Source organism: Hymenobacter glacialis, assembly GCF_001816165.1.
Classification (GTDB): domain Bacteria; phylum Bacteroidota; class Bacteroidia; order Cytophagales; family Hymenobacteraceae; genus Hymenobacter; species Hymenobacter glacialis.
Window position 1 is genome coordinate 43018 of the sequence record NZ_MDZC01000049.1, and the last position, 18909, is coordinate 61926.

General features: G+C 61.8%; 17 protein-coding genes. 12 read left to right on the forward strand and 5 right to left on the reverse strand.

The window, feature by feature from the left end:
* Positions 1-5 precede the first annotated feature (5 nt).
* A complete protein-coding gene (locus BEN48_RS06380; RefSeq protein ID WP_070733774.1) occupies positions 6-1166 on the reverse strand; it encodes a hypothetical protein in 1161 nt (386 codons plus the stop codon).
* A 64-nt stretch (positions 1167-1230) separates the two neighbouring features.
* On the opposite strand from BEN48_RS06380, the gene BEN48_RS06385 reads away from it, so the two are divergent.
* Positions 1231-1866 carry a DUF4230 domain-containing protein gene (locus BEN48_RS06385; RefSeq protein WP_070733775.1) on the forward strand — a complete coding sequence of 212 codons (636 nt, stop codon included), beginning with the start codon at positions 1231-1233 and terminating at the stop codon, positions 1864-1866.
* 13 nt (positions 1867-1879) lie between these two features.
* Here BEN48_RS06385 and BEN48_RS06390 read toward each other — a convergent pair whose 3' ends face one another.
* Positions 1880-3304: a Crp/Fnr family transcriptional regulator gene (locus BEN48_RS06390; protein WP_070733776.1), complete on the reverse strand. Its 1425-nt coding sequence runs from the start codon at positions 3302-3304 to the stop codon at positions 1880-1882.
* A 129-nt stretch (positions 3305-3433) separates the two neighbouring features.
* Positions 3434-3940 carry a regulatory protein RecX gene (locus BEN48_RS06395; protein WP_070733777.1) on the reverse strand — a complete coding sequence of 169 codons (507 nt, stop codon included), beginning with the start codon at positions 3938-3940 and terminating at the stop codon, positions 3434-3436.
* Positions 3941-4049: 109 nt separating this feature from the next.
* Here BEN48_RS06395 and BEN48_RS06400 point away from each other — a divergent pair, with 109 nt between their 5' ends.
* The 9 genes from BEN48_RS06400 (at position 4050) to BEN48_RS06440 (ending at position 12478) form a co-directional block, all read left to right on the forward strand.
* Positions 4050-4967, forward strand: a complete 918-nt coding sequence (locus tag BEN48_RS06400) for a DMT family transporter (RefSeq protein ID WP_241502196.1) — start codon at positions 4050-4052, stop codon at positions 4965-4967.
* 233 nt (positions 4968-5200) lie between these two features.
* Positions 5201-5824, forward strand: a complete 624-nt coding sequence (locus BEN48_RS06405; RefSeq protein ID WP_070733778.1) for a hypothetical protein — start codon at positions 5201-5203, stop codon at positions 5822-5824.
* Between the two features lie 42 nt (positions 5825-5866).
* Positions 5867-6442, forward strand: a complete 576-nt coding sequence (locus BEN48_RS06410; protein WP_070733779.1) for a hypothetical protein — start codon at positions 5867-5869, stop codon at positions 6440-6442.
* A gap of 167 nt (positions 6443-6609) precedes the next feature.
* Positions 6610-6870: an AbrB/MazE/SpoVT family DNA-binding domain-containing protein gene (locus tag BEN48_RS06415; protein ID WP_070733780.1), complete on the forward strand. Its 261-nt coding sequence runs from the start codon at positions 6610-6612 to the stop codon at positions 6868-6870.
* On the forward strand, positions 6858-7190 hold the full coding sequence (locus tag BEN48_RS06420; RefSeq protein ID WP_070733781.1) for a type II toxin-antitoxin system PemK/MazF family toxin: 333 nt from the start codon (positions 6858-6860) through the stop codon (positions 7188-7190). Before BEN48_RS06415 ends, BEN48_RS06420 begins: the two co-directional genes overlap by 13 nt.
* 287 nt (positions 7191-7477) lie before the next feature.
* Positions 7478-10120 (forward strand): DUF5686 and carboxypeptidase regulatory-like domain-containing protein, encoded by a 2643-nt coding sequence (locus BEN48_RS06425; protein ID WP_083320823.1) that lies wholly within the window; start codon positions 7478-7480, stop codon positions 10118-10120.
* A 272-nt stretch (positions 10121-10392) separates the two neighbouring features.
* The gene (locus BEN48_RS06430) at positions 10393-11547 is read left to right on the forward strand and encodes a BamA/TamA family outer membrane protein (protein WP_083320824.1); all 1155 of its coding nucleotides are present in this window, start codon (positions 10393-10395) and stop codon (positions 11545-11547) included.
* A 10-nt stretch (positions 11548-11557) separates the two neighbouring features.
* The gene (locus BEN48_RS06435) at positions 11558-12172 is read left to right on the forward strand and encodes a methyltransferase family protein (protein ID WP_070733783.1); all 615 of its coding nucleotides are present in this window, start codon (positions 11558-11560) and stop codon (positions 12170-12172) included.
* A 93-nt stretch (positions 12173-12265) separates the two neighbouring features.
* Positions 12266-12478, forward strand: coding sequence for a hypothetical protein (locus BEN48_RS06440; protein WP_125932505.1), 213 nt, complete (start codon positions 12266-12268; stop codon positions 12476-12478).
* 29 nt (positions 12479-12507) lie between these two features.
* Here BEN48_RS06440 and BEN48_RS06445 read toward each other — a convergent pair whose 3' ends face one another.
* Positions 12508-12900, reverse strand: a complete 393-nt coding sequence (locus BEN48_RS06445) for a hypothetical protein (protein ID WP_070733785.1) — start codon at positions 12898-12900, stop codon at positions 12508-12510.
* A 483-nt stretch (positions 12901-13383) separates the two neighbouring features.
* Here BEN48_RS06445 and BEN48_RS06450 point away from each other — a divergent pair, with 483 nt between their 5' ends.
* Positions 13384-14550: a hypothetical protein gene (locus BEN48_RS06450; RefSeq protein WP_070733786.1), complete on the forward strand. Its 1167-nt coding sequence runs from the start codon at positions 13384-13386 to the stop codon at positions 14548-14550.
* 185 nt (positions 14551-14735) lie between these two features.
* Here the strand turns inward: BEN48_RS06450 and BEN48_RS06455 are convergent, their stop codons facing one another.
* Positions 14736-17678, reverse strand: a complete 2943-nt coding sequence (locus tag BEN48_RS06455) for a TonB-dependent receptor (protein ID WP_070733787.1) — start codon at positions 17676-17678, stop codon at positions 14736-14738.
* Between the two features lie 219 nt (positions 17679-17897).
* Between BEN48_RS06455 and BEN48_RS06460 the strand changes: the two genes are divergently transcribed.
* A complete protein-coding gene (locus BEN48_RS06460) occupies positions 17898-18725 on the forward strand; it encodes a DUF547 domain-containing protein (RefSeq protein WP_070733788.1) in 828 nt (275 codons plus the stop codon).
* Positions 18726-18909: the final 184 nt, after the last annotated feature.

Sequence of the window (18909 nt, forward strand, 5' to 3'; positions counted from 1 at the left end):
TGCAATCAGGCTGCTCTACCACGCCAATAGTGCTCCACTTCCAAGGCGGCCATGACAAAAACCAGAGGCAGAACCGGCGCTAGAAACCGTACGTCCCAGTCGTCGACGGTGAGCATAGTGATGGCCGTTTGCAGGAGGAAAATGCGGGCCAGGAACAACCGGCCGGGCCGCCAGATGCCAGCGCGCCGGGTAGCCAGAGCCGCCAGCACGTAGGCGGGCCACAGCACGGCCACGCCTACCACCCGGTGCGCCAGCGAATAGTGCGGCTTGAGGTAGCTGATGAAAACGAACAGCTTGCCCAGCATCAACCGACCCAGATAGATGGGGTTGTGCAGGGCGAAATACACCACCCGCGCCACCGGTCCGGTGCCCGGCGCCGGCATATCCAGCGGCTGGGCCTGGTGCACCGCCCAGAGCTGGTACTGGAAAATAAGCTCGCCGCGCTGGTAGGTATCCATCAGATAATAGGTGGCGAGCTGGTGGTTGAGCAGGCGCCAGAGCAGGGGCGAGAGCAGCACCAGCACCAGCAGCGCTAGGCGCCACAGGCGCGGGTTTGGGCGCCGCCGCAGGGCGTCTAGGCCCGCCAGCCCAGCGGCCAGGGCCACCATGAAGCCGTTGGGCCGGGCCAGCGCCGTTAAAATCAGCACCAGAATCAGCAGCGCCCAGTCCTTACGCCGGCCCTGCCGCACCCGGGTGAAAGCACCGAAGGACAGCGCCACCAGGCTGATAAACAACGACTCGGTGAGCAAAAAGACGTTGAAACGCTGGATGTCGGGCCAGGTGATGAAGAGGAATGTGGCCAGCGCTGCCGCGCCGCACCGGCCGTCCGCCAGCCGCCGGGTGCCCCGGTAGATGGCCCGCGTGGCCAGCGCCGAAACGGCCATTTGCCCCACCACGATGCCCCACCAGCCCAGGCCCAGCCACAGCCAGAAGCTCTGAAACAGCGGGTAGAGGATGTAGCGCAGGGTGTGGCCCGGCCCGAAGTGGCCGTGCTCGGCTATGGCGGCGGCGTAGCCGAGGTAGTGGCCGCTGTCGTTGACAAAGTGGGGGCCCCGGAACTGCGCCAAAAACGCCAGCTGCACCAGCACCCACAGCCCTGCTAGTAGCGCCGGGTGGTGCGGGCCCAGGCGCTGGCCGAGCAAACGAAACAGGGAAAGCAAATGCATGGGTTGCAAAGCTAGGGCACTGCCCGGCCCAACGCCGCGGCGTGGCACCCGTACTTTACCATATATGAACATCATTCGTCTTTTTCGCCGCCTGCTCCCGCTGCTTTTCCTGGTGGGGTTGGGGTGGTTTTTGTGGCGCCAGGTGGCCCCCACGCTAAGCACCTGGACCGGCCTGGCCGACCCCAACCCGCAAGTCACAGTGACGCACAACACCGTGCTCACGCAAGTGGAGGCCCTGGGCCGGCTGGAATTGGTGCGCTACCGCTTCAAGGACGTGGTGGAGTACAAGCGCCGCGCCTACCGGTTTTTGCCGGAGTCGAAGATAGCGCTGGTGGTGGCCGGCGAAGCCGTGGGCTGCATCGACCTGCGCAAGCTGAAGCCGCAGGACGTGGTACTGGAAGGCGACTCGGTGGTGCGCGTGTCCTTGCCCGCGCCCGAGCTGTGTACCTTCCAAATCAACCACAAGCAAAGCCGCGTGTTCAGCACCGAAAACGGACTGTTTCAGGATGCCGAGCTGGTAGACGAAGGCTACAAATACGCCGAGGCGCAGGTGCGCAACGCCGCCCTGCAGTCCGGCATTCTGGCCGAAACCCAGCGCAACGCCGAGCAGATTCTCGTGCCGCTGCTGCGTACCCTCACCGGCCGACGGGTGATATTGGGCCAACAGATGCAGTTGCCCAAACCCAGCCCCAAGCAGTAAGAGTGGCCCACGGCTACGCTGTGGCTTGCATCTTCTCGTTTTGGCGGCGCAGGCGCTGGCACAGCACCCGCAGGATATTACGCAGCACCTCCGGTCGGTCCCCCATCACGTCGTAAAAGTCGTCTTGGTCGAGGCGGAGAGCCAGCACCGGCTTCAGGGTCCGCGCCGTGGCCGAGCGGGGCTCGGCATCGAGCAGCGCCAACTCGCCAAAAAATTCGCCGGCTCCGAAAGTGGCCAGATGGAGGTTGCCGTTGAAGATTCCCACCTGTCCTTCGTGCAAAATGAACAGCGCCGCGCCGTGGTCGCCTTTGGCAAAAATTTGCTGGTCAGTAGCGTATTCCACCTCGTTCATAATGGGCACAATGGCGCTGAGAACGTGCTCGGGTGTTTCGGCAAATAGAGCCGTATTTTGAAGGATGCGAATCCGCTCCAGGGCGGAAACACGGGCAGAATCGGAGTCGGCTAGCATGGCAAAAGGAGGCGCCGCGTGGGGCCAGTGGTGGAGCAAAGCTTGGTGTACAACGGGCTGGTTTTCGGCCAGGCGACGCAGCGCGGCAATGGCGCTTTCGCGCACGAGCCGGTTTTGAGCGCGCAAATGGGGGAGCAGGGCTTTCACCGTGGCGGCCGTGGGCTTCCAGGCTTCCAGGGCCTGGGCCAGGGTCCAGTCGGCGAAAGCGGCCAGCCCCTGCACAGCCACCAGTTCGGCCACTGGGGGCAGGGCGGTGGGCGGCGGTCCCAGCAGCTGGTCGAAGGCCCGCGCTTTGGCGAGGGGGGGCGCCGTGCCGAGCAGCGTTTGCAGGCATTGGTACACCGGCTGCGGAATCAGGTGGCTGAGCAGTTCCAGCGCGGTGTCCTGGCGCTCGGGGGCCGCGTGGGCCATCACGTTGCGTTGCGCTTCGGCAATGAGCTGAGGAGAGTAGAGGCGCACAAGCAGCCCGAACAGACGGCTTTGGATGCCTTGCAACTCGTAAGCCAGGGCCTTGGCCAAGACCACCGGGGCAGTGGCTTGGCCGTGCAGCAGCTGCCGGGCCAATTGCAGCTCGCGCTGCACCACGGTTTCAAACACGGCGGCCTCGGCCGGCTCGGGCTTGGGGGTGGAGGCGCGCAGGGCCGCGGCCCGGGCAAACAAGTTTTCGTTTCGAATCAGCTCCACCATCAACTGGCGGCTGCCCGGAGTATCGAAGAGTCCCGCTACCTGGGCCATGCGGCGCAGCAGGGCCGCGTCGGCCGTGGCCAGGGCGGCAGGCAGGGCCGCAGCCAGCGCTGGAATTGCGCTCGGCCCCAACTGCTCCAGGCACTGGGCGGCGGCGCGGTGCTGCCGCGGGTGGCCGAGGGCGGCCACCAATGCGGGCGCGTCATGAGCTGGCAGGTCGCCCTGGGCAGCTTCTTCACCGGGCTGGATGCCCAGCAATTGCCCCAGGCTTTTTCGAAAAGTCATTGACAGATAAAGGAATGGTGGCGCGAAGCACTTTGCAGCGCAAGGTAAGGAGCGTCGGCTGAGGGCGCTTGCTTACGACCGTTGGCGCAATCCGGCGCCCGTAGCCGGGCTTTTCACAGCAGGGTGCCGCTACTCGTCGTGTTCCGGTGCTTTGCCAAGGTCGTCGAGGGCCATTTTGATGAGGTCCTGCTCGTAGCCTTTGCCGGTGAGGTACTGCGAGATTTTCATGCGGCGCACCCTGGGGTTTTTCTCTTTTTCCTGGCGGTCTTTCTTCTCCATCACGTCCACCAGGTTCTGGTAGTATTCTTCGCCGTCTATTTCTTTCATGCCCGATTTGATGCAGTACTCACTGAGGCCTTTTTGCTTGAGCTCCTGCAGGATGCGGCGGCGGCCCCACTTCTTGTGGCGGTAGTGGCCCCGCACAAACGCCTGGGCAAACCGCTCTTCATCCAGCAGCTTTTCGCGGCTCAGGCGGATGATGATTTCGCCGGCTTCGTCCTCGTCCAGGCCGTAGGACCGCAGCTTTTGCTCTACTTCTTTCTGGGTGCGCTCCTGGTAGGCGCAAAAGGCGGCAATTTTTTGCAGGGCCTCGCCGGGGGTATACTGCTTGGGCGTTTTGTCGGGGCTTTTAAACATAGAGGGGAAGCAAGTAGGGAATAGTCCTGAACAATGCGCCCCGCACTTCGTTACCCAAGCCAGCGCACATTTGTGCAATTATTACTCCGGCGCCCATGCCCCCCGCTGTTTGAAACTGCAACTGACCCCCGGCGTGCGCCAGATGCTGCTGAGCACCTTGCTGTTTGCGGGCATGAATGCCTGCGTGAAGCAGCTGCACCACCTGCCCGCGCTCGAAATCATTTTCTTCCGGTCCATCTTTTCCATTGTGGTCAGCTACGTGGCTTTGCGGCGGCTGCACGTAGCGCCCTTTGGCAATAATTACCGCCTGCTCATTGGTCGGGGCAGCACCGGGGCGCTGGCGCTCATTTGCTACTTTCTGGCGCTGCAAAATTTGCCGCTGGCCACGGCCGTGACGGTGCAGTACCTGGCCCCGATTTTTACGGCCGTGCTGGGCATCTGGCTGGTGCGGGAGCCGGTGCGGCGCTGGCAGTGGGCGTTTTTTGCGCTCAGCTTTGGCGGGGTGCTGCTGGTGCAGCAGGGCGGCCCGGCCATCTCGGCTACCAGTGCCGCAACCACGGGCGGGCTGGCCTTTCTGGCCATTGGGGTGCTGGGGGCTTTTGTGTCGGGCTTGAGCTACAACGCCATTCGCAAGCTGCGCGGCCTGGAGCATCCGTTGGTAATTGTGTTCTACTTCCCCCTGATTTCGCTGCCGCTGGCGGCGGTGGCCTGCCTTTTCCAGTGGACCACGCCGCACGGCACCGACTGGCTCTGGCTGCTGGCCTGTGGCATCTTCACCCAGGGCGCCCAGCTCACCATGACGCGCGCCTACCAGATGGAGCGCCTCAGCCGCGTGGCCCCGCTCAACTACTTGGGCATGTTCTACGCCCTGGGCCTGGGCTACGTGTTTTTTGCCGAAGCCTTCGGCCCGCTGGCCTACGCGGGTATGGCGCTGGTGCTGCTGGGCGTGGGCCTCAATGCCTGGTACACCCACCGCGTAGACGCCCGCGCCGCCGCGCTGCCGCCCGCCGAAGAGGTGGTGGCGTGAAGTGGCCCGCCCCGGAAACGAAGCACAGGTCACGCCAAGTGCGATATAGGGACGACAAGCTAAAAGCTGGAGCAAGCCGTTTGAATAGGAGGGTTATCCCTTAGTTCGTTTAACAACTCCCATGATTGGTAGCCGGAAGGCAAGCCATGAATTGTGCGCATGAATAGACACGCTTCGGCTTACCTTGGCCCTGTTACAAGCCGTTTCAAGTAAATCTATTTTCGTGTCTGCCCATGAAATTTTCTACCCCCGTTCTGCTGCTTGCCTCCTTGCTGGGCCTGACCCGGTGTAACTCGCAACTCATGCCCGTCCCCGAGGATAAGATGCCGGCCGCCACCCAGACCGGCGCGAATACCGCCGGCTGCGTCGTAGACGGCCTTACCTGGGTGCCCCGCCACAACGGCCAGATGATGAACGGCACCCCCCTACCGGCCATTGACGCCCTGTGGCGCAAAGTCCGGGGCGGGAGGCACCCGCTGGAGCTTACCCTGACCAAGAACATTGACGACCGGACGCACGTGCATGGCGAAACGAGTCTGAAACTGTACGTGCCCGACATTACCGGGCCCGGCACCTTTGCGTTCGACCAGTCGGCCAACCGGTCCGTCCTCAATGGGCCTATTGCCTACGCGGCTTTTTACTTCAACAAGCCATCCCCGGACCAAGAGCTAATGACAGGGCCCGGCGCTCCGGGCCGCCTTGTTGTGACCCGCCTCGATACCGTGGCCCGCATCGTGTCAGGCACCTTCGAGTTCACGCCCGCCGAGGTCACGAGCGGGCTGACGGGCAACGGAACGCCCATTCCGGGCGGAAAAACCGCGCGCATCACCGAGGGCCGGTTCGACTGCAAATTCTAAGCGCCTTTTCCAAGGGCCTGCCTCACAAAACGCTCCCCTGTTATGAAACAAATGGCTCTGTCCCTGCTCAGTCTGGCACTCACGCTGAGCAGCTGTGAAAAAGAAGGGGTGGACGCCCTGCCCAAAGCCACCCAAAAGGGGCTAAACAAAATGGGCTGCCTGGTGGACGGCAAGGCTTGGCTGCCTTACCGGGACCCCGTGCAGCAAGGCGGAAACCGGCCGCCGATGGTGGCCTACTGGCAGCGGCGCGAACAGGGGCGCGTGTCGCTCACGATGCTCTTCATGCGGAATACCCGACCCAAGCGGTTTGGTTCACTGGTGTATTTGTTTGTTCGGGACATCACGGGGCCGAGCACCCTGGCTTTGGACCAACCGGCCAATCCGCAGCTCACGTCGGCCAATCCGGCATACGGCGCCTTCATCAATACTGATGAAACCCCTGATTTGGACTATCTGACCGGGCCCACGGCGACCGGCCATCTTACCATTACCCGCTTCGACACCACCGCCCGCGTGGCCTCCGGCACCTTTGCCTTCACGGGTCGGGCCGACGACAACAGTGGCCGTACCGTGCAAGTCAGCGAGGGCCGCTTCGATGTGCAATTGGAACGACGCTGACCGGCTGGTGATGTTTGCTGCGTTTATAATAACGTTGATTTAAACAGTCTATATCTTTCTGATTAAGGCTAGGAAGAGCCTTTATCATCTATAGAGGTGCTGTGTTCTAACAAATGAAACCAACAGCATTTAGTGAATGTAATTACATTGTACATACATTTGCTGCCATGAACACGCGCCTGATTCGGGTGGGCAATTCCCAAGGGATTGTACTGCCAAAGAAGTTACTGCAGCAGTACCAGTTGACCGGTGAGGTCGACCTGCAGCCCACGCCGGAGGGCTTACTCATCAGGCCCGTCGTGAAGCCCCGCCGCCAGGGCTGGGACGAGCAGTTTCAGCAGGCCATTGCCCAGGGCCAAGCTCCAGAGGGCGCACTGATGGAGGGATTTTCGGACGAATCCTTTGAAGAAACGGAATGGCAGTGGTAGCAGTGCAACGCTTCGAGGTATGGCTCATCAACCTCGACCCGACCCAAGGCAGCGAAATCAACAAGGCCCGCCCCTGCGTGGTGCTCTCGCCCGACGAGATGAACCGCTACCTGCGCACGGTGACCATTGCGGCCCTGACCAGCACCCGGCGCGACTATCCTTCCCGGGTGGATTGCACCTTCCAGAGCAAGGAGGGGCAAGTCGCGCTCGACCACATCCGCTCGGTGGACAAGACCCGCCTGGTACGCCGCTTAGGCGTGCTGCCCAAAACAACGGCGCAAGCGGTCTGCGACCGGTTGCAGGAGCTATTTCAGTACTGATAAGGCTTGTCTAGCTCTTTGCCCCAGCGGGAGGATTCTGTTCCGCCTCGGTAGGGTGTTGTCAACAGTATAGAGTAAAACATCCAGCTAGGGCGTTTAGCCCCAACTTTCAGCGGCACAGCCTTTTTCCCCCTTTGGCGTGACCTTGTGCTTCTTTTTCCGATAGCTCCCAGTATACAACGGTGCTATTGCTTCAATCCACAAGGCAACCTTATGGCCCTGGCTGGCATTTGTTGCTGCATGGGCCCGTAACTTGGACGAGCCTTTTTCTGCTATTTGCCGCTTTTATGTTGTTGACTGCGTTGCGTCTCGTTGGGTTTGTGTTGCTGCTGAATGCCTTGCCAGCGTTGAGTTGGGCCGGCATCATTAAGGGCACGGTGCGTGGGGCCAACAACGAGGGCCTGGCGTTTGCCAACGTGGCCGTGCGCGGCGCCTCCACCAGCACCGGGGCCAACGAGCAGGGCCAGTTTCAGCTGCGGCTGCCGGCGGGGCAATACGAGCTGGTGTTTCAGTACGTGGGCTACCGGCCCCAGATTCAGCCGGTGCGCGTGCAGGGCGGCGATACCCTGCTGGCGTTGAACGTGACGCTGCAGGCCGAGTCCTACAACCTGGGCGAAGTGCTGGTGAAATCCACCGACCGCGACCCGGCCTACGCCATCATTCAGCAGGCCCAGCAGTGGCGGGCCTATCACCGGCGCGAGGTGGCCTCCTACCGGGCGCGCGTCTACATCAAAAGCCTGGGCCGCATCAACGACACGCCGGAGAAAATCATGGGCCTGTTCAAGCTCGGTCCCGACATCAAAAAAGGCATTTTCTACCTCTCCGAGAGCCTGTCCGACTTCAGCTTCACGCAGCCCAACGTGGTGAAGGAGCGCATGATATCGAGCCGGGTGAGCGGCGACTCGCGGGGCCTGAGTTTCAACCGGGCCAGCGCGGGGCGCAACCTGGGTTTCTACGATAACCTCATCAAGCCGGGCTTTTCGGAGCGGGGTTTTGTGTCGCCCATCGCCAGCAACGCCATGCTGTTTTACAAATACGAGCTGGTGGGCAGCACCCCGCAAGGGGGCGTGACGGTGCACAAAATTCGGGTGACGCCGCGCCGCCGCACCGACCCCGTTTTCTCGGGCTTCATCTACATCGTGGACGGGTCGTGGCGCATTCATTCCGTGGCGCTGAACCTCGACAAGGACGCGCAGATTGACTACGTGGATGAGCTGACCATTGCCCAGCAGTACGCCCCGGCGCCCGGCAACGCCAACGTCTGGCTGCTGCAGTCGCAGCAGGTGCAGGCCAAACTCTCGGGCCTGGGGTTCAAGGGTTCGGGCTACATCACGGCCGTGCTTTCGAACTACGCCAACGTGGTGCCCACTTACCGCACGCCGCCCGTGGCCGCCACCCCACCGCCCGCATCGGATAAAGACGATGCCCCCGTAGGCCAGGAAACCGCCGCCCAAATCCGCAAGCGCAAGCCCGACCTGCGCGGCCTCAGCGCCCAGGTGCGCAAGCAGGTGAAACAGACCCAGCGCGACTCCCTCAAAACCGACGTGCTGGCCCAGATGCCGCGCGGCCAGGTGCAGCTCATTGAGGCGGGCGTGAACGAGCGCGACTCCGCCTACTGGGACCAGGTGCGCCCCGTGCCTCTCACCGCCGAGGAGCAGAAGGACTATGCCGTGAAGGACAGCACCGAAGTCATTCGGGCCTCGCGCCCCTACCAGGACTCGCTTGACCGCAAGCGGAACGAGTTCCAGCCCATCAACCTGCTGCTGGGCGGCTACACGTACCAAAACAGCTTCAAAAAGCAAACGGTATCGGTGCTGCCGCTCTCGCGCATTGTGCAGTACAACACCGTGGAAGGGGGCGTGCTCAATGCCCAGGCCGTGTTCCGGCAGCGCACCGACGACCGGCGCTCCTTCACCTTCACGCCCACGCTACGCTACGGCTTTAGCAGCAAGGAGCTGAACCCCAGTATGGAAATTGCCTGGCAGCTGCACCCCGCCAAGGTGCAGCGGGTTTCGCTGTCGGTGGGCCGCACCATCGAGAATTTTGACCGCAACTCGCAGCTCACGCCCGCCATCAACAGCGTGTACACCCTGCTGGCCAACCGCAACTACGCCAAGCTTTACCGCCGCGAGGGCGCGGAGGTTTCCTTTGCCACCGAGCCCCTCAACGGCCTCAATCTAAACGCCAGCGCGGCCTACTTCAGCCGCCACCAACTGTACAACACCACCAGCGAGCTGCTGCGCGATGTGCGCGGCCGGGCGTTCACGCCCAACCTGCCCGTGAGCGAGGAGCTGCCCAACACCAATTTCGGCCAGAGCGAGGTGCTCACCCTGGGGCTGTCGCTGGACTTCAAGCCCGGCCAGCGCTACATCAGCCGGCCCGATGGCAAGTTCAATCTGGGCTCCAAGTACCCCACCTTCAACTTGCAGGGCCGCCTGGCCGTGCCCGGCGTGCTGGGCTCCGACGTGCGCTACCTGCTGCTGCAAGCCGGCGTGCGCGACAACGTGCCGCTGGGCCTGCTGGGCACCAGCAGCTACCGCGTGAGCGCGGGCGGCTTCGTGGGCCGCCAGCAGGGCATGACCTTCGTGGACTACCGCCACTTCTCGGGTAATCAAACCATCCTGGCCGGCAACTTCAGCAACTTCCAGCTGCTGGACTACTACCGCTTCAGCACCAACAACTCCTACCTCGAAGCCCACTACGACCACCACTTCAACGGCTTCTTCCTCAACAGTATCCCGCTGCTGCGCAAGCTGAAATGGCAGGAGGTAGTCTCCGTCAACTACCTCACCACCAAACAAGCCGGCCACTACGTGGAGCTGGGCGCGGGCATCGAGCACATCTTCAAAGTGGTGCGGGTTGATTTTTACACCGCCCTGCAAAGCGGGCAGAAGCTGGGCACGGGCCTGCGCGTGGGTCTCGGGTTTTAAACGCCTGTCATGCTGAGCCTGCGAAGCATCCTCTCACCGCTGAACAATTCGTTGTGGCGTGAGAGGATGCTTCTCAGGCTCAGCATGACAGGCCCGTTTCAGTAAGCGGCTGCCAGCTGAGCATGACGGTTCTGTATTCGTTCTCATGGCTTTCTCTACTTGCGCTGAGTTAACGTAGTCCCGGCCTCAGTGAGTAGCTGTTCGCATTTCAATCCAACCACCAGCCCCAGCACGTAGCTCGCCTACCCGATACCGGCCTTACCTTGCTCGCTATGCGTCTATTTCCGTTGTTGATGTTGCTGGTGTGTAGCCCGCTGGCAGTGCTGGCCCAAACCCCAGGACCCGAAACGCCCACCATGCCTGCGCCCGCCCCGGCGGCGGCTCCCAAGCGCGACAAGCCCAGCTTCATTCCCTTTCCCATTGTGTTTTCGCAGCCGGAAACGGGCCTGGGCTACGGGCTGGCCGTGCTGCCGGTGTTCCGGCTGGGCACCGATACCACCACGCGCAAGTCCAACGCCCGGCTCGTTGGCTGGCGCACCCAGAAAAAGCAGAGCCTGATTCAGCTCACGCACAGCGTGTTCACGCCGGGCGAGCGGTATCTCTTCTCCGGCGAGGTCAGCTTCTACAATCAGTTTCCGATTAACTACTACGGCTTCGGGCCCAAAACGCGGCTGGAGGACAAGTCGGTTATTGAGTACAAAGTCCTCATCTTCAATCAGCGTGCGCTGAAGCGGCTGGCGCCGGGCCTGTTTGCCGGCCTGCAGTACCGCCTCACCGACCTGCGCAACGTGCAGCTGAACGAGGGCATCGACGAGAACCCACTGCGCAGCCGGCTCTTCGACCGCCCCGCCCGTGAGTACCAGCAAAACACCTTCATCTCGGGCCTCGGTCCGGCCCTGCTCTACGACGCCCGCGACAATGTGCTGAGCACCTTCCGCGGCAACTACCTTGAAGTGTCGGCCCTGCTCAACGGCGGGGCCCTGGGCAGCGACTACCGCTTTGGCCGATACCTGCTCGATGCCCGCCATTTTCGGCCCCTGACCACCGACAACAAAACCATTCTGGCCCTGCAGCTGGTGGGGCAGTTTCAGGGCGGCAACGTGCCCTTCCGGGAGCTGGCCAACCTGGGCGGGTCCAACCTGCTGCGGGGCTTCTACGAAGGCCGCTACCGCGACCGGCAGCTAGTGGCCGCCCAGGCCGAAGTGCGCCGGGTGCTGTTCGGCCGCTTCAACGGCGTGCTCTTTGGTGGCGTGGGCCAGGTGGGCAACACCCTCAGCGATTTCGACCAGGGCGGGCTGAAGGTGGCGGGCGGCGCCGGCCTGCGCTTCCGCTTCAACCGCCTCGACCGCCTCAACGTGCGCCTCGACTACGGCGTGGGCACCGGCAAATCCAGCGGCGTGTACTTCAGCATCGGCGAAGCCTTTTAACACTGGGTTTATGCTGCTACTTGCCTTTTATTGGACCATTTACTTCGCGCTGCACAGCCTGCTGGCCACCACGTGGGTGAAAAGCGCTGCTGCCTGGCAGTTCCCGCGCGCGGTGCGCTTCTACCGGCTGGCCTATAACCAGGTATCGGTGTGGGGCTTCCTGCTGATACTGCGCTACCAAACCCAGCTGCCGTCCACGCTGTTTTTTGCACCCGGCCCGCTGGTGATGGCCATGGGCTACGTACTGCTAGTGCTGGGCGTGCTGGTATGCATAGCCGCCCTGAGGGGCTACGACCTGGCCGAGTTTGCAGGCTGGGCCTACGTGCGGCGCGGCACCGCCGCCGCCGATGGCACCCTGCGCATTGCGGGGCTCAACCGGCTGGTGCGCCACCCGCTGTACCTGGGCCTGCTGCTGGGGCTGGCGGGGTTCTGGCTGCTGGCTCCCTCGGATGTTCGCAGCATTTTTGTGGGCTGTAACGTGGCCTACGTGCTGGTGGGCACGCGCCTCGAAGAACGCAAGCTGCTGGCCCGGTTCGGGGCGGCCTATGCGCGCTATCAGGCCCGTGTGCCGCAGCTGCTTCCCCTGAAATGGCGAACCACTCCGCCCGGCAACGCACCCAGCTAACGGCTGCTCAAAAAAATAAGTCCAACAGAAGCCAGTCGAACGGAGGAATACTGCCAGGTGAAAGCGCGGGAGAAATTCAATGGCCGGGTTGTGGTGTCCATTGATTACGGGCAGCAGCAAAAGCCACTTTCCGAGAATCTGTTTCGCGACCCGGCCGGCCAGACAGTGGAGTTTAATTCGGCCGTGGACGCACTGAACTGGCTGAACGCTCAGGGTTGGGAGCTGGCCAGCACCTTCTTCCTCGTCGATGACGGCGATAGCGCGGCGTACTACGTGCTGCGCCGTCGTTTGCCAAAGGCGGGTTAAAACCACCGTTTTTGTGAACGAGTGAGAAATTACCTGTCCTTGAATTGAATATTATCAACCTCGAGCTTGTAGCCAAACATGTTCCTTAAGTTAGGGAACGTGGTCAATCCATAACAGCTTTTCTTACGGCCCGTGAGCCGCACGCGCAATCCTTCCACTTGGTATTGCGACGGTAAACGGACAGCAGGCACTAAGTAATGTTCCAGCCGGTAGCTACCTCTGGCTATGGCTGCTGTATCAACGATAAGGCAGTAAGTATCTAGTTGTGTCAGTGTAACAACGGCTTCTCTATTTTGATAATCCTCCAAGACACGCTCGTTCTTGCACGTTTGTCCCGTGGGCGTTGCATCGGTCTTTTCCGTGCACCCACTCCCCGTAAGCAGGAGCGCCAAGGAAAGAGAAAGACCCAGCAGTATTTTCATGGTGGTTGGGGTTGTGTAAAGGTGCTACCAATTAAGGTAAAACCGAGGAAGGACTAAAGCCCTGACCGCTCGCATATCCATTTGGTTGCAGCAATCAAATGCTCCTTTCGGTGAACGCCCAACAGCAGCCCGGCACTTGGTGCCTCCACACCTGCTGAAGGGTGACGCAAGTTTAAGAAATTAGTCTACCATTCAAAGTTTAAGTAAACGCACTCGGGGATGAGTTTACTAAATTCGTTTTGAGACTACTTGAAGCAGTTGTTGATGTCTGTCAGGATATTCCCGCTTGAGGGGCAAAAGGCAAACGGGAAAAAATGACTGGTTCTGAGCCAGGTCCCGCCTCGCCCGCCTGAACGGGTTGCTCCCTGCTTCATGGCACGGCTGGAAAATCCACTGGTACACGTTGGGAGTAGATAAGCCAGTGGCGCGTTGCCCCGCCGCGACGGTTACCTTGCGACTCTTTTCTTGATTTAGCCCCTGACTATGCGCTTGTTGGAAGTATTGACCCCCGCTCAGGCCCGCGAATTCATTGAGTTTCCGGTGCGGCTGTACGCCGGCGACCCCAACTACGTGCGGCCCCTGGACTGGGACATTGAAACGGTGTTTAGCCGGGAGAGAAACAAGTATTTCCGTCACGGCGAGCTGATTCGGTGGCTGCTGGTGGATGGCGCGGGCAAGACCCTGGGCCGGGTGGCGGCCTTTGTGAACGAGCGCACCGCCCACACCTTTGCTCAGCCCACGGGCGGCATGGGCTTTTTCGACTGCGTGGACGACCAGACCGCCGCCGATGCGCTGCTCACCGGCTGCCGCGAGTGGCTGCAGGGCCGGGGCATGCAGGCCATGGACGGCCCCATCAACTTCGGCGACCGCGACCAGTGGTGGGGCCTGCTGATTGATAACTTCGGCCCGCCGCTCTACACCCAGAACTACAACAAGCCCTACTACCGGCGCCTGCTGGAGAACTTCGGCTTTCAACTGTATTTCAACCAGTTTACCTACTTCCGCAAGGTAGCGGCGCCGCTCACGCCCGAGTACCAGGAGAAGGCCTCGGTGCTATTCGAGGACCCCAACTACAGCTTCGAGCACCTGCGCGTGGCAAACCTGGCCAAGTACGCCGAAGACTTCCGCCAGATATACAATAAGGCCTGGGTGAAGCACGACGGCGTGAAGGAAATGACCGCCGAGCAAGCCGCCAACATCATGCGCAAGCTGCGGCCCATCATCGACGAGAAAATCTGCTGGTTTGCCTACTACCACGGCCAGCCGGTGGGCTTCTTCATTGCCCTGCCCGAGCTCAACGAGCTGTTTCGGCACGTGGGCGGCAACCTCAACTGGTGGGGCAAAGCCAAGTTTGCCTGGTACCGCTGGCGCGGGGCCGTGCGCACCATGACCGGCATCGCCTTCGGCATCGTGCCCGACCACCAGCGCAAGGGCCTGGAAATGGCCTTCATCCTGGCCGCCTCCAAAACCGTGCAGGACACCAGCAAGGTGCACTACGAGGACTTCGTGATGAACTGGATTGGCGACTTCAACCCCAAGATGATGCGCGTGGCCGAAACCATCGGCGGCGAAATCTGGCGCACCCACGGCACCTTCCGCTACCTGTTTGACCGCAACCAGGTATTTGAGCGCGCCCCGGTGATTGAGTAGCTGGTGCGGTGCTTAAACAAAAAATCCCTGGCCTACTGGCCGGGGATTTTTTGTTTAAGCTTTGAACGTCATGCTGAGCGCAGTCAAGCATCTCTACCGCAGTGGTAATCCGTTACTATTCGCGGTAGAGACGCTTCGACTGCGCTCAGCATGACGTTCTCTTTTTTATACTCGGTTGTTTGACGCTAAAACGAGTAGGCCACGCTCACCGTCACGTTGCGGGGCAGGATGGGCCGCACCAGGTTAAAGGAATTTTCGGCGATGGTCTTGCCGTTGGCGGCGCGGGTGTTGAGGTATTCAGCCGAGAAGTTTTCGCCATTGCGGGCGGCGGCATCTCCGAAACCGATGGTGTTGAGCAGGTTGGAGCCCTGCACACGCACCTGCACGCCTTTCAGGGTGCCGGTGGTCACGTCGTACACAATACCGCCAAAGAGCACGCCGTAGCTGGGCAGCAACAGGTTGTTGCGCTTGGTGGCGAACCGCTCGCCAAACCAGCGGTAGTTGGCAAACAGGTTGAAGCCGCGGTAGGTGTAGTCGGCGCCGCCTTCCAGCAGCACGTCGGGGGTGTCTTCCAGCTTGTTGCCCTTCAGGTTAATGACCTGGGTGCCGGTGCGGGCGGGGGTTTGCGGGTCGAAAGGCACCTGAATGTTGAAGTCCAGGAAGCGGGGGCGCTGCACCGTGCCGATGCCGCGCAGGGTGAGGCCGGCCACCGGCGAGTAGGCCGCCTCCACTTCCACGCCCAGGTTGTCCACGTTGCCACGCTGGGGCACCAGGGTCAGGCTGCCGTCGGAGCCCGAGGTCTGGATAGTGAACGGGATGTTGGTGTTGCGGCTATAGAACGGCACCACGCCGGCGCTGAACTTGCTGGTGGCCACTTTTATGCCGGCTTCGGCCTGCAGCACGCGCTGCACTTCACCGCGAATGGTCACGTTCTGGTCGCGGGGGTTCACGCCGTAGGCAAACTGGTCGTTGGTGGGGGCCACGCCCGAATTGCTGTAGCGCGCGTAGGTGGCCACTTTGTCCGAGAACTTGTAGTTGGCGCCCAGCGAGTAGTTGAAGGTGCTGAAGTTGAAGTCCCAGGTACGCAGGTCGCTCACGTTCTGCAGGAAGCGGTTATCGTAGAACGTGCGGTACTGGCCGTCGAGGCCGCCGTTGGAGCCGCCGAAGCCGTTGGCCGCCGTGGGCGGGCCCACGAAGGGCGTGAATCGGGCGTCGGGGTTGTTGAGCACCGCCGTCTTGGGCGCAAAGCCCTTGGCGTGGCTGGTTTCGAGGCGCACGCCGCCGTCGAAGCGCAGCTTCTCGGTGGCCTGCCACTGGTTGCCGGCGTAGTAGCTCAGCACCTGCGTGGTGTTGCTGGAGTTAAAGAGCACGCCGCTGCCCAAGCTCTGGAAAAGGAAGCCGTTTTTGGTTACCTCAATGGGCTGGCCGCCAAACAAAGCTCCCTGCGTGGGAATGGTGATGTTGAGCAGGCGCGGCCGGTTGGCCACTTCCTGCACCACCAGGTTGTAGCTCAGGCGCTCCTTAATGGTGTAGCGGCTGGCGTAGAAGCCGCCGGTGAGCTGGTGCTTGCCCAGCGTTTTCTGCAGCTTCAGGTTGTTGATGGCGTTGGTGGCGGGCTTGTCGTCGGGGAAAATGCCGGCGAGGTTCACCAGGCCGTTGCCGTTGAGGTTGGCAATGTCGAGGGGCGTGCGGGAGGGGTCGTCGGCGTAGGTAAACACCGGCGTACCGGCGCCCAGCGGCCGTAGCGCGGCGTACTGCGCCGCCAGGCCCAGGCCCGGAATGGGCGGCTGAATGTCGTACACGCCATCGGTGCTCAGGTTGGCGTCGAGCACGCGGGCGTTGTCGGTGAGGGTGAAGCCATTGCCCAAATCAAAGAACACCTCCGACGACACGGCCTTGTAGCGGGTGTGCTGGCCGTTGGACAAGTCCCGGGTGAGGTCGCCCTGGCCGTTGTTGAACGGGTTCGGGATGGTGGTAATCTGCTGAAACTGCGAAACCATGGTGCCGCGGCGCAGGTCGGGCCCGCCGGGAATCTGCTGCGGGTTGTTCAGGTTTTGGTAGGGAATGCTGGTGTAGTAGGCCACCTTGTCGTTCAGGTACTTGCCGTAGAGCCGCACGTAGCCGTTTTTCAGGTTGTAGGTCACGTTGGCTTTCACGCCGCCGCCCACGTTGGCCGGGAAGCCGGCGTAGCGCGTGCCCACGTCGTAGCGGTAGAAGCCGCCGATATTGAAGCGCAGCGGCGTGCCCTTGATGGGGCCGCCCACGTTGGCATCGAGGCGCTGCAGGCCGCCGAGCTGGGCCAGGCCGGTACGGTCGGAGTAGAAGCCCTGGTCGCCGCCGGTGAGGCGCACAATGCCGTGCAGCTTGTCGCCGGTGCCGGTTTTGCTCAGGAAGTTCACGATGCCGCCGGGGGCGTTGTTGGCCGCCAGGCCCGCCGAGCCGCCGCGCAGCACCTCCAGCCGGTCAATGGTCTCGTCCACGCGGAAGTGAATGTCGGACTTGGCAAACGTGAGCGAACCCACCTCCAGAATGGGCAGGCCGTCTTCCATCAATTGCAGGAAGCCGAAGCCCGACTCCGCGTTCACCGGCAAGCCGCGGGGCGAGACCGAGTTGGCCGCCTCGCCGCCGTCGGAGTTTACCCGGAAGCCGGGCACGGCCATGAGCAGGTCGGCGGTGCCGCGCGACACGCGGTTCTGAATCTGCCGGGCGTTGAGCGTGGTGACGGCCGTGGAGCTTTCCAGCTTGCTCTGGGGGTTGAAGTTGCCGGTAACCACCACGCCGTCCATCAGCAGGGGGTCCCGGGCCAGCGAGGCATTGAGGGTGGCGGTACCGCCGGCGGTGACGGTGATGGCCTGGTTAGCCATCTTATAGCCCAGGTACGACACCGTGGCAGTGTAGCTGCCCGCCGGCGCGGTGAGCGAAAACGACCCGTCGGCGCCGGTGGTGGTGCCGAGGTTGCCGGGGTTGAGCACGACCGTGGCGCCGACCAGGGGCTGGCGCTGCTCGTCGGTAACGGTGCCCGTGACCGGGCCGGAAGCGGCGTTCTGCGCGTACGCGGCCGGTGCCAGCGCACAGACGATGGCAACTGCGGGAAACAGTCGCCCTAAAAGGGTAGTGTTTGGAGTCATGAAGGATGAAATTAGACGGAAATGCGAAACTACTCGGTCGTAGCGCCAAGACAATACGGACCACGTTACTCGCTGGATTTTCAGCAAGGCAAATTGTGCGGCCTGCCCCCCCTAAACCGTCAGGAACAGCCGTGGCAGCATCCAAACTAATATTCGCTGCGTAGGTTTGTGACGGGACCGATTCTGGTTCTGTTTTGGCTGTTCAGTGCCTCTTGCCTTATGACGTTTAACCGTTTCTCGCAATCAACTTCGCGCCGGGCCGTCCTGGCTCTGGTGCTGCTGGCGTCGCTCCTGATGGGTAGCTGCAAGTACGTGCGCTACATCAAGCAACTGGACCCCACGATGGCCGGCACCAAGCCGGTTGACCACGTGCCCTATGACGCCCTGCTCAAAAAGCACGTGGACGCCCAGGGCATGGTGAACTACCGCGCCTTCCTGGCCGATTCGACCGCGCTGGGCACCTACCTCACCACCGTGAGCAACAACCTGCCCAACGAGCAGTGGAACAAAGACGACCAACTTGCCTACTGGATAAACGCCTACAACGCCTTCACCATTCAGCGGGTGCTGCGCGGCTACCCCGTAAAAAGCATCCGCCAGCTGGGCGGCGACAAAACGCTGGTGAACACAGTGTGGGACCAGCAGTTTATTCGCCTGGGCAACGACAAGGACAAGTACAGCCTCAACGATTTGGAGCAGCGCCTGATTCGGCGCAAGTTCAGCGGCGAGTACCGCATCCACTTTGCCCTGGTGTGCGCGGCCATCTCGTGCCCCAAGCTGCGCAACGAGGCATACACGGGCAGCCGCCTCCAGGAGCAGCTGGACGACCAGGCCCGCGATTTCATAAATAACCCGAATAAGAACAAGCTCACGCCCGCCAACGCCCCGCAGGTATCGTCCATCTTCGACTTCTACCCCGGCGACTTCAAGAAAGACGACAACACGCTCTCGAAAACCATCAACAAGTATTCGGCCGGCCCCAAAGTGGATGCCGAAATCCAGCCCACGTTCATGACCTACAACTGGGACCTCAACGAGCAGAAATAACGGCTGTTACTGCTGTGCCATCCGGTGCCCCGGTTACGCTTCGCTTTGGCGGCGCGTAGCCGGGGCGCTGTTTTTTGAAGCCGGCCGACGTGTACGCTCGGTCATCAGTTGAAGGTGCTGGAAGAAATAGCTTGTATGCACAGGCTGCTTGCCGGTAACTCAGCCTATCGGGTGCCGGCGTTTT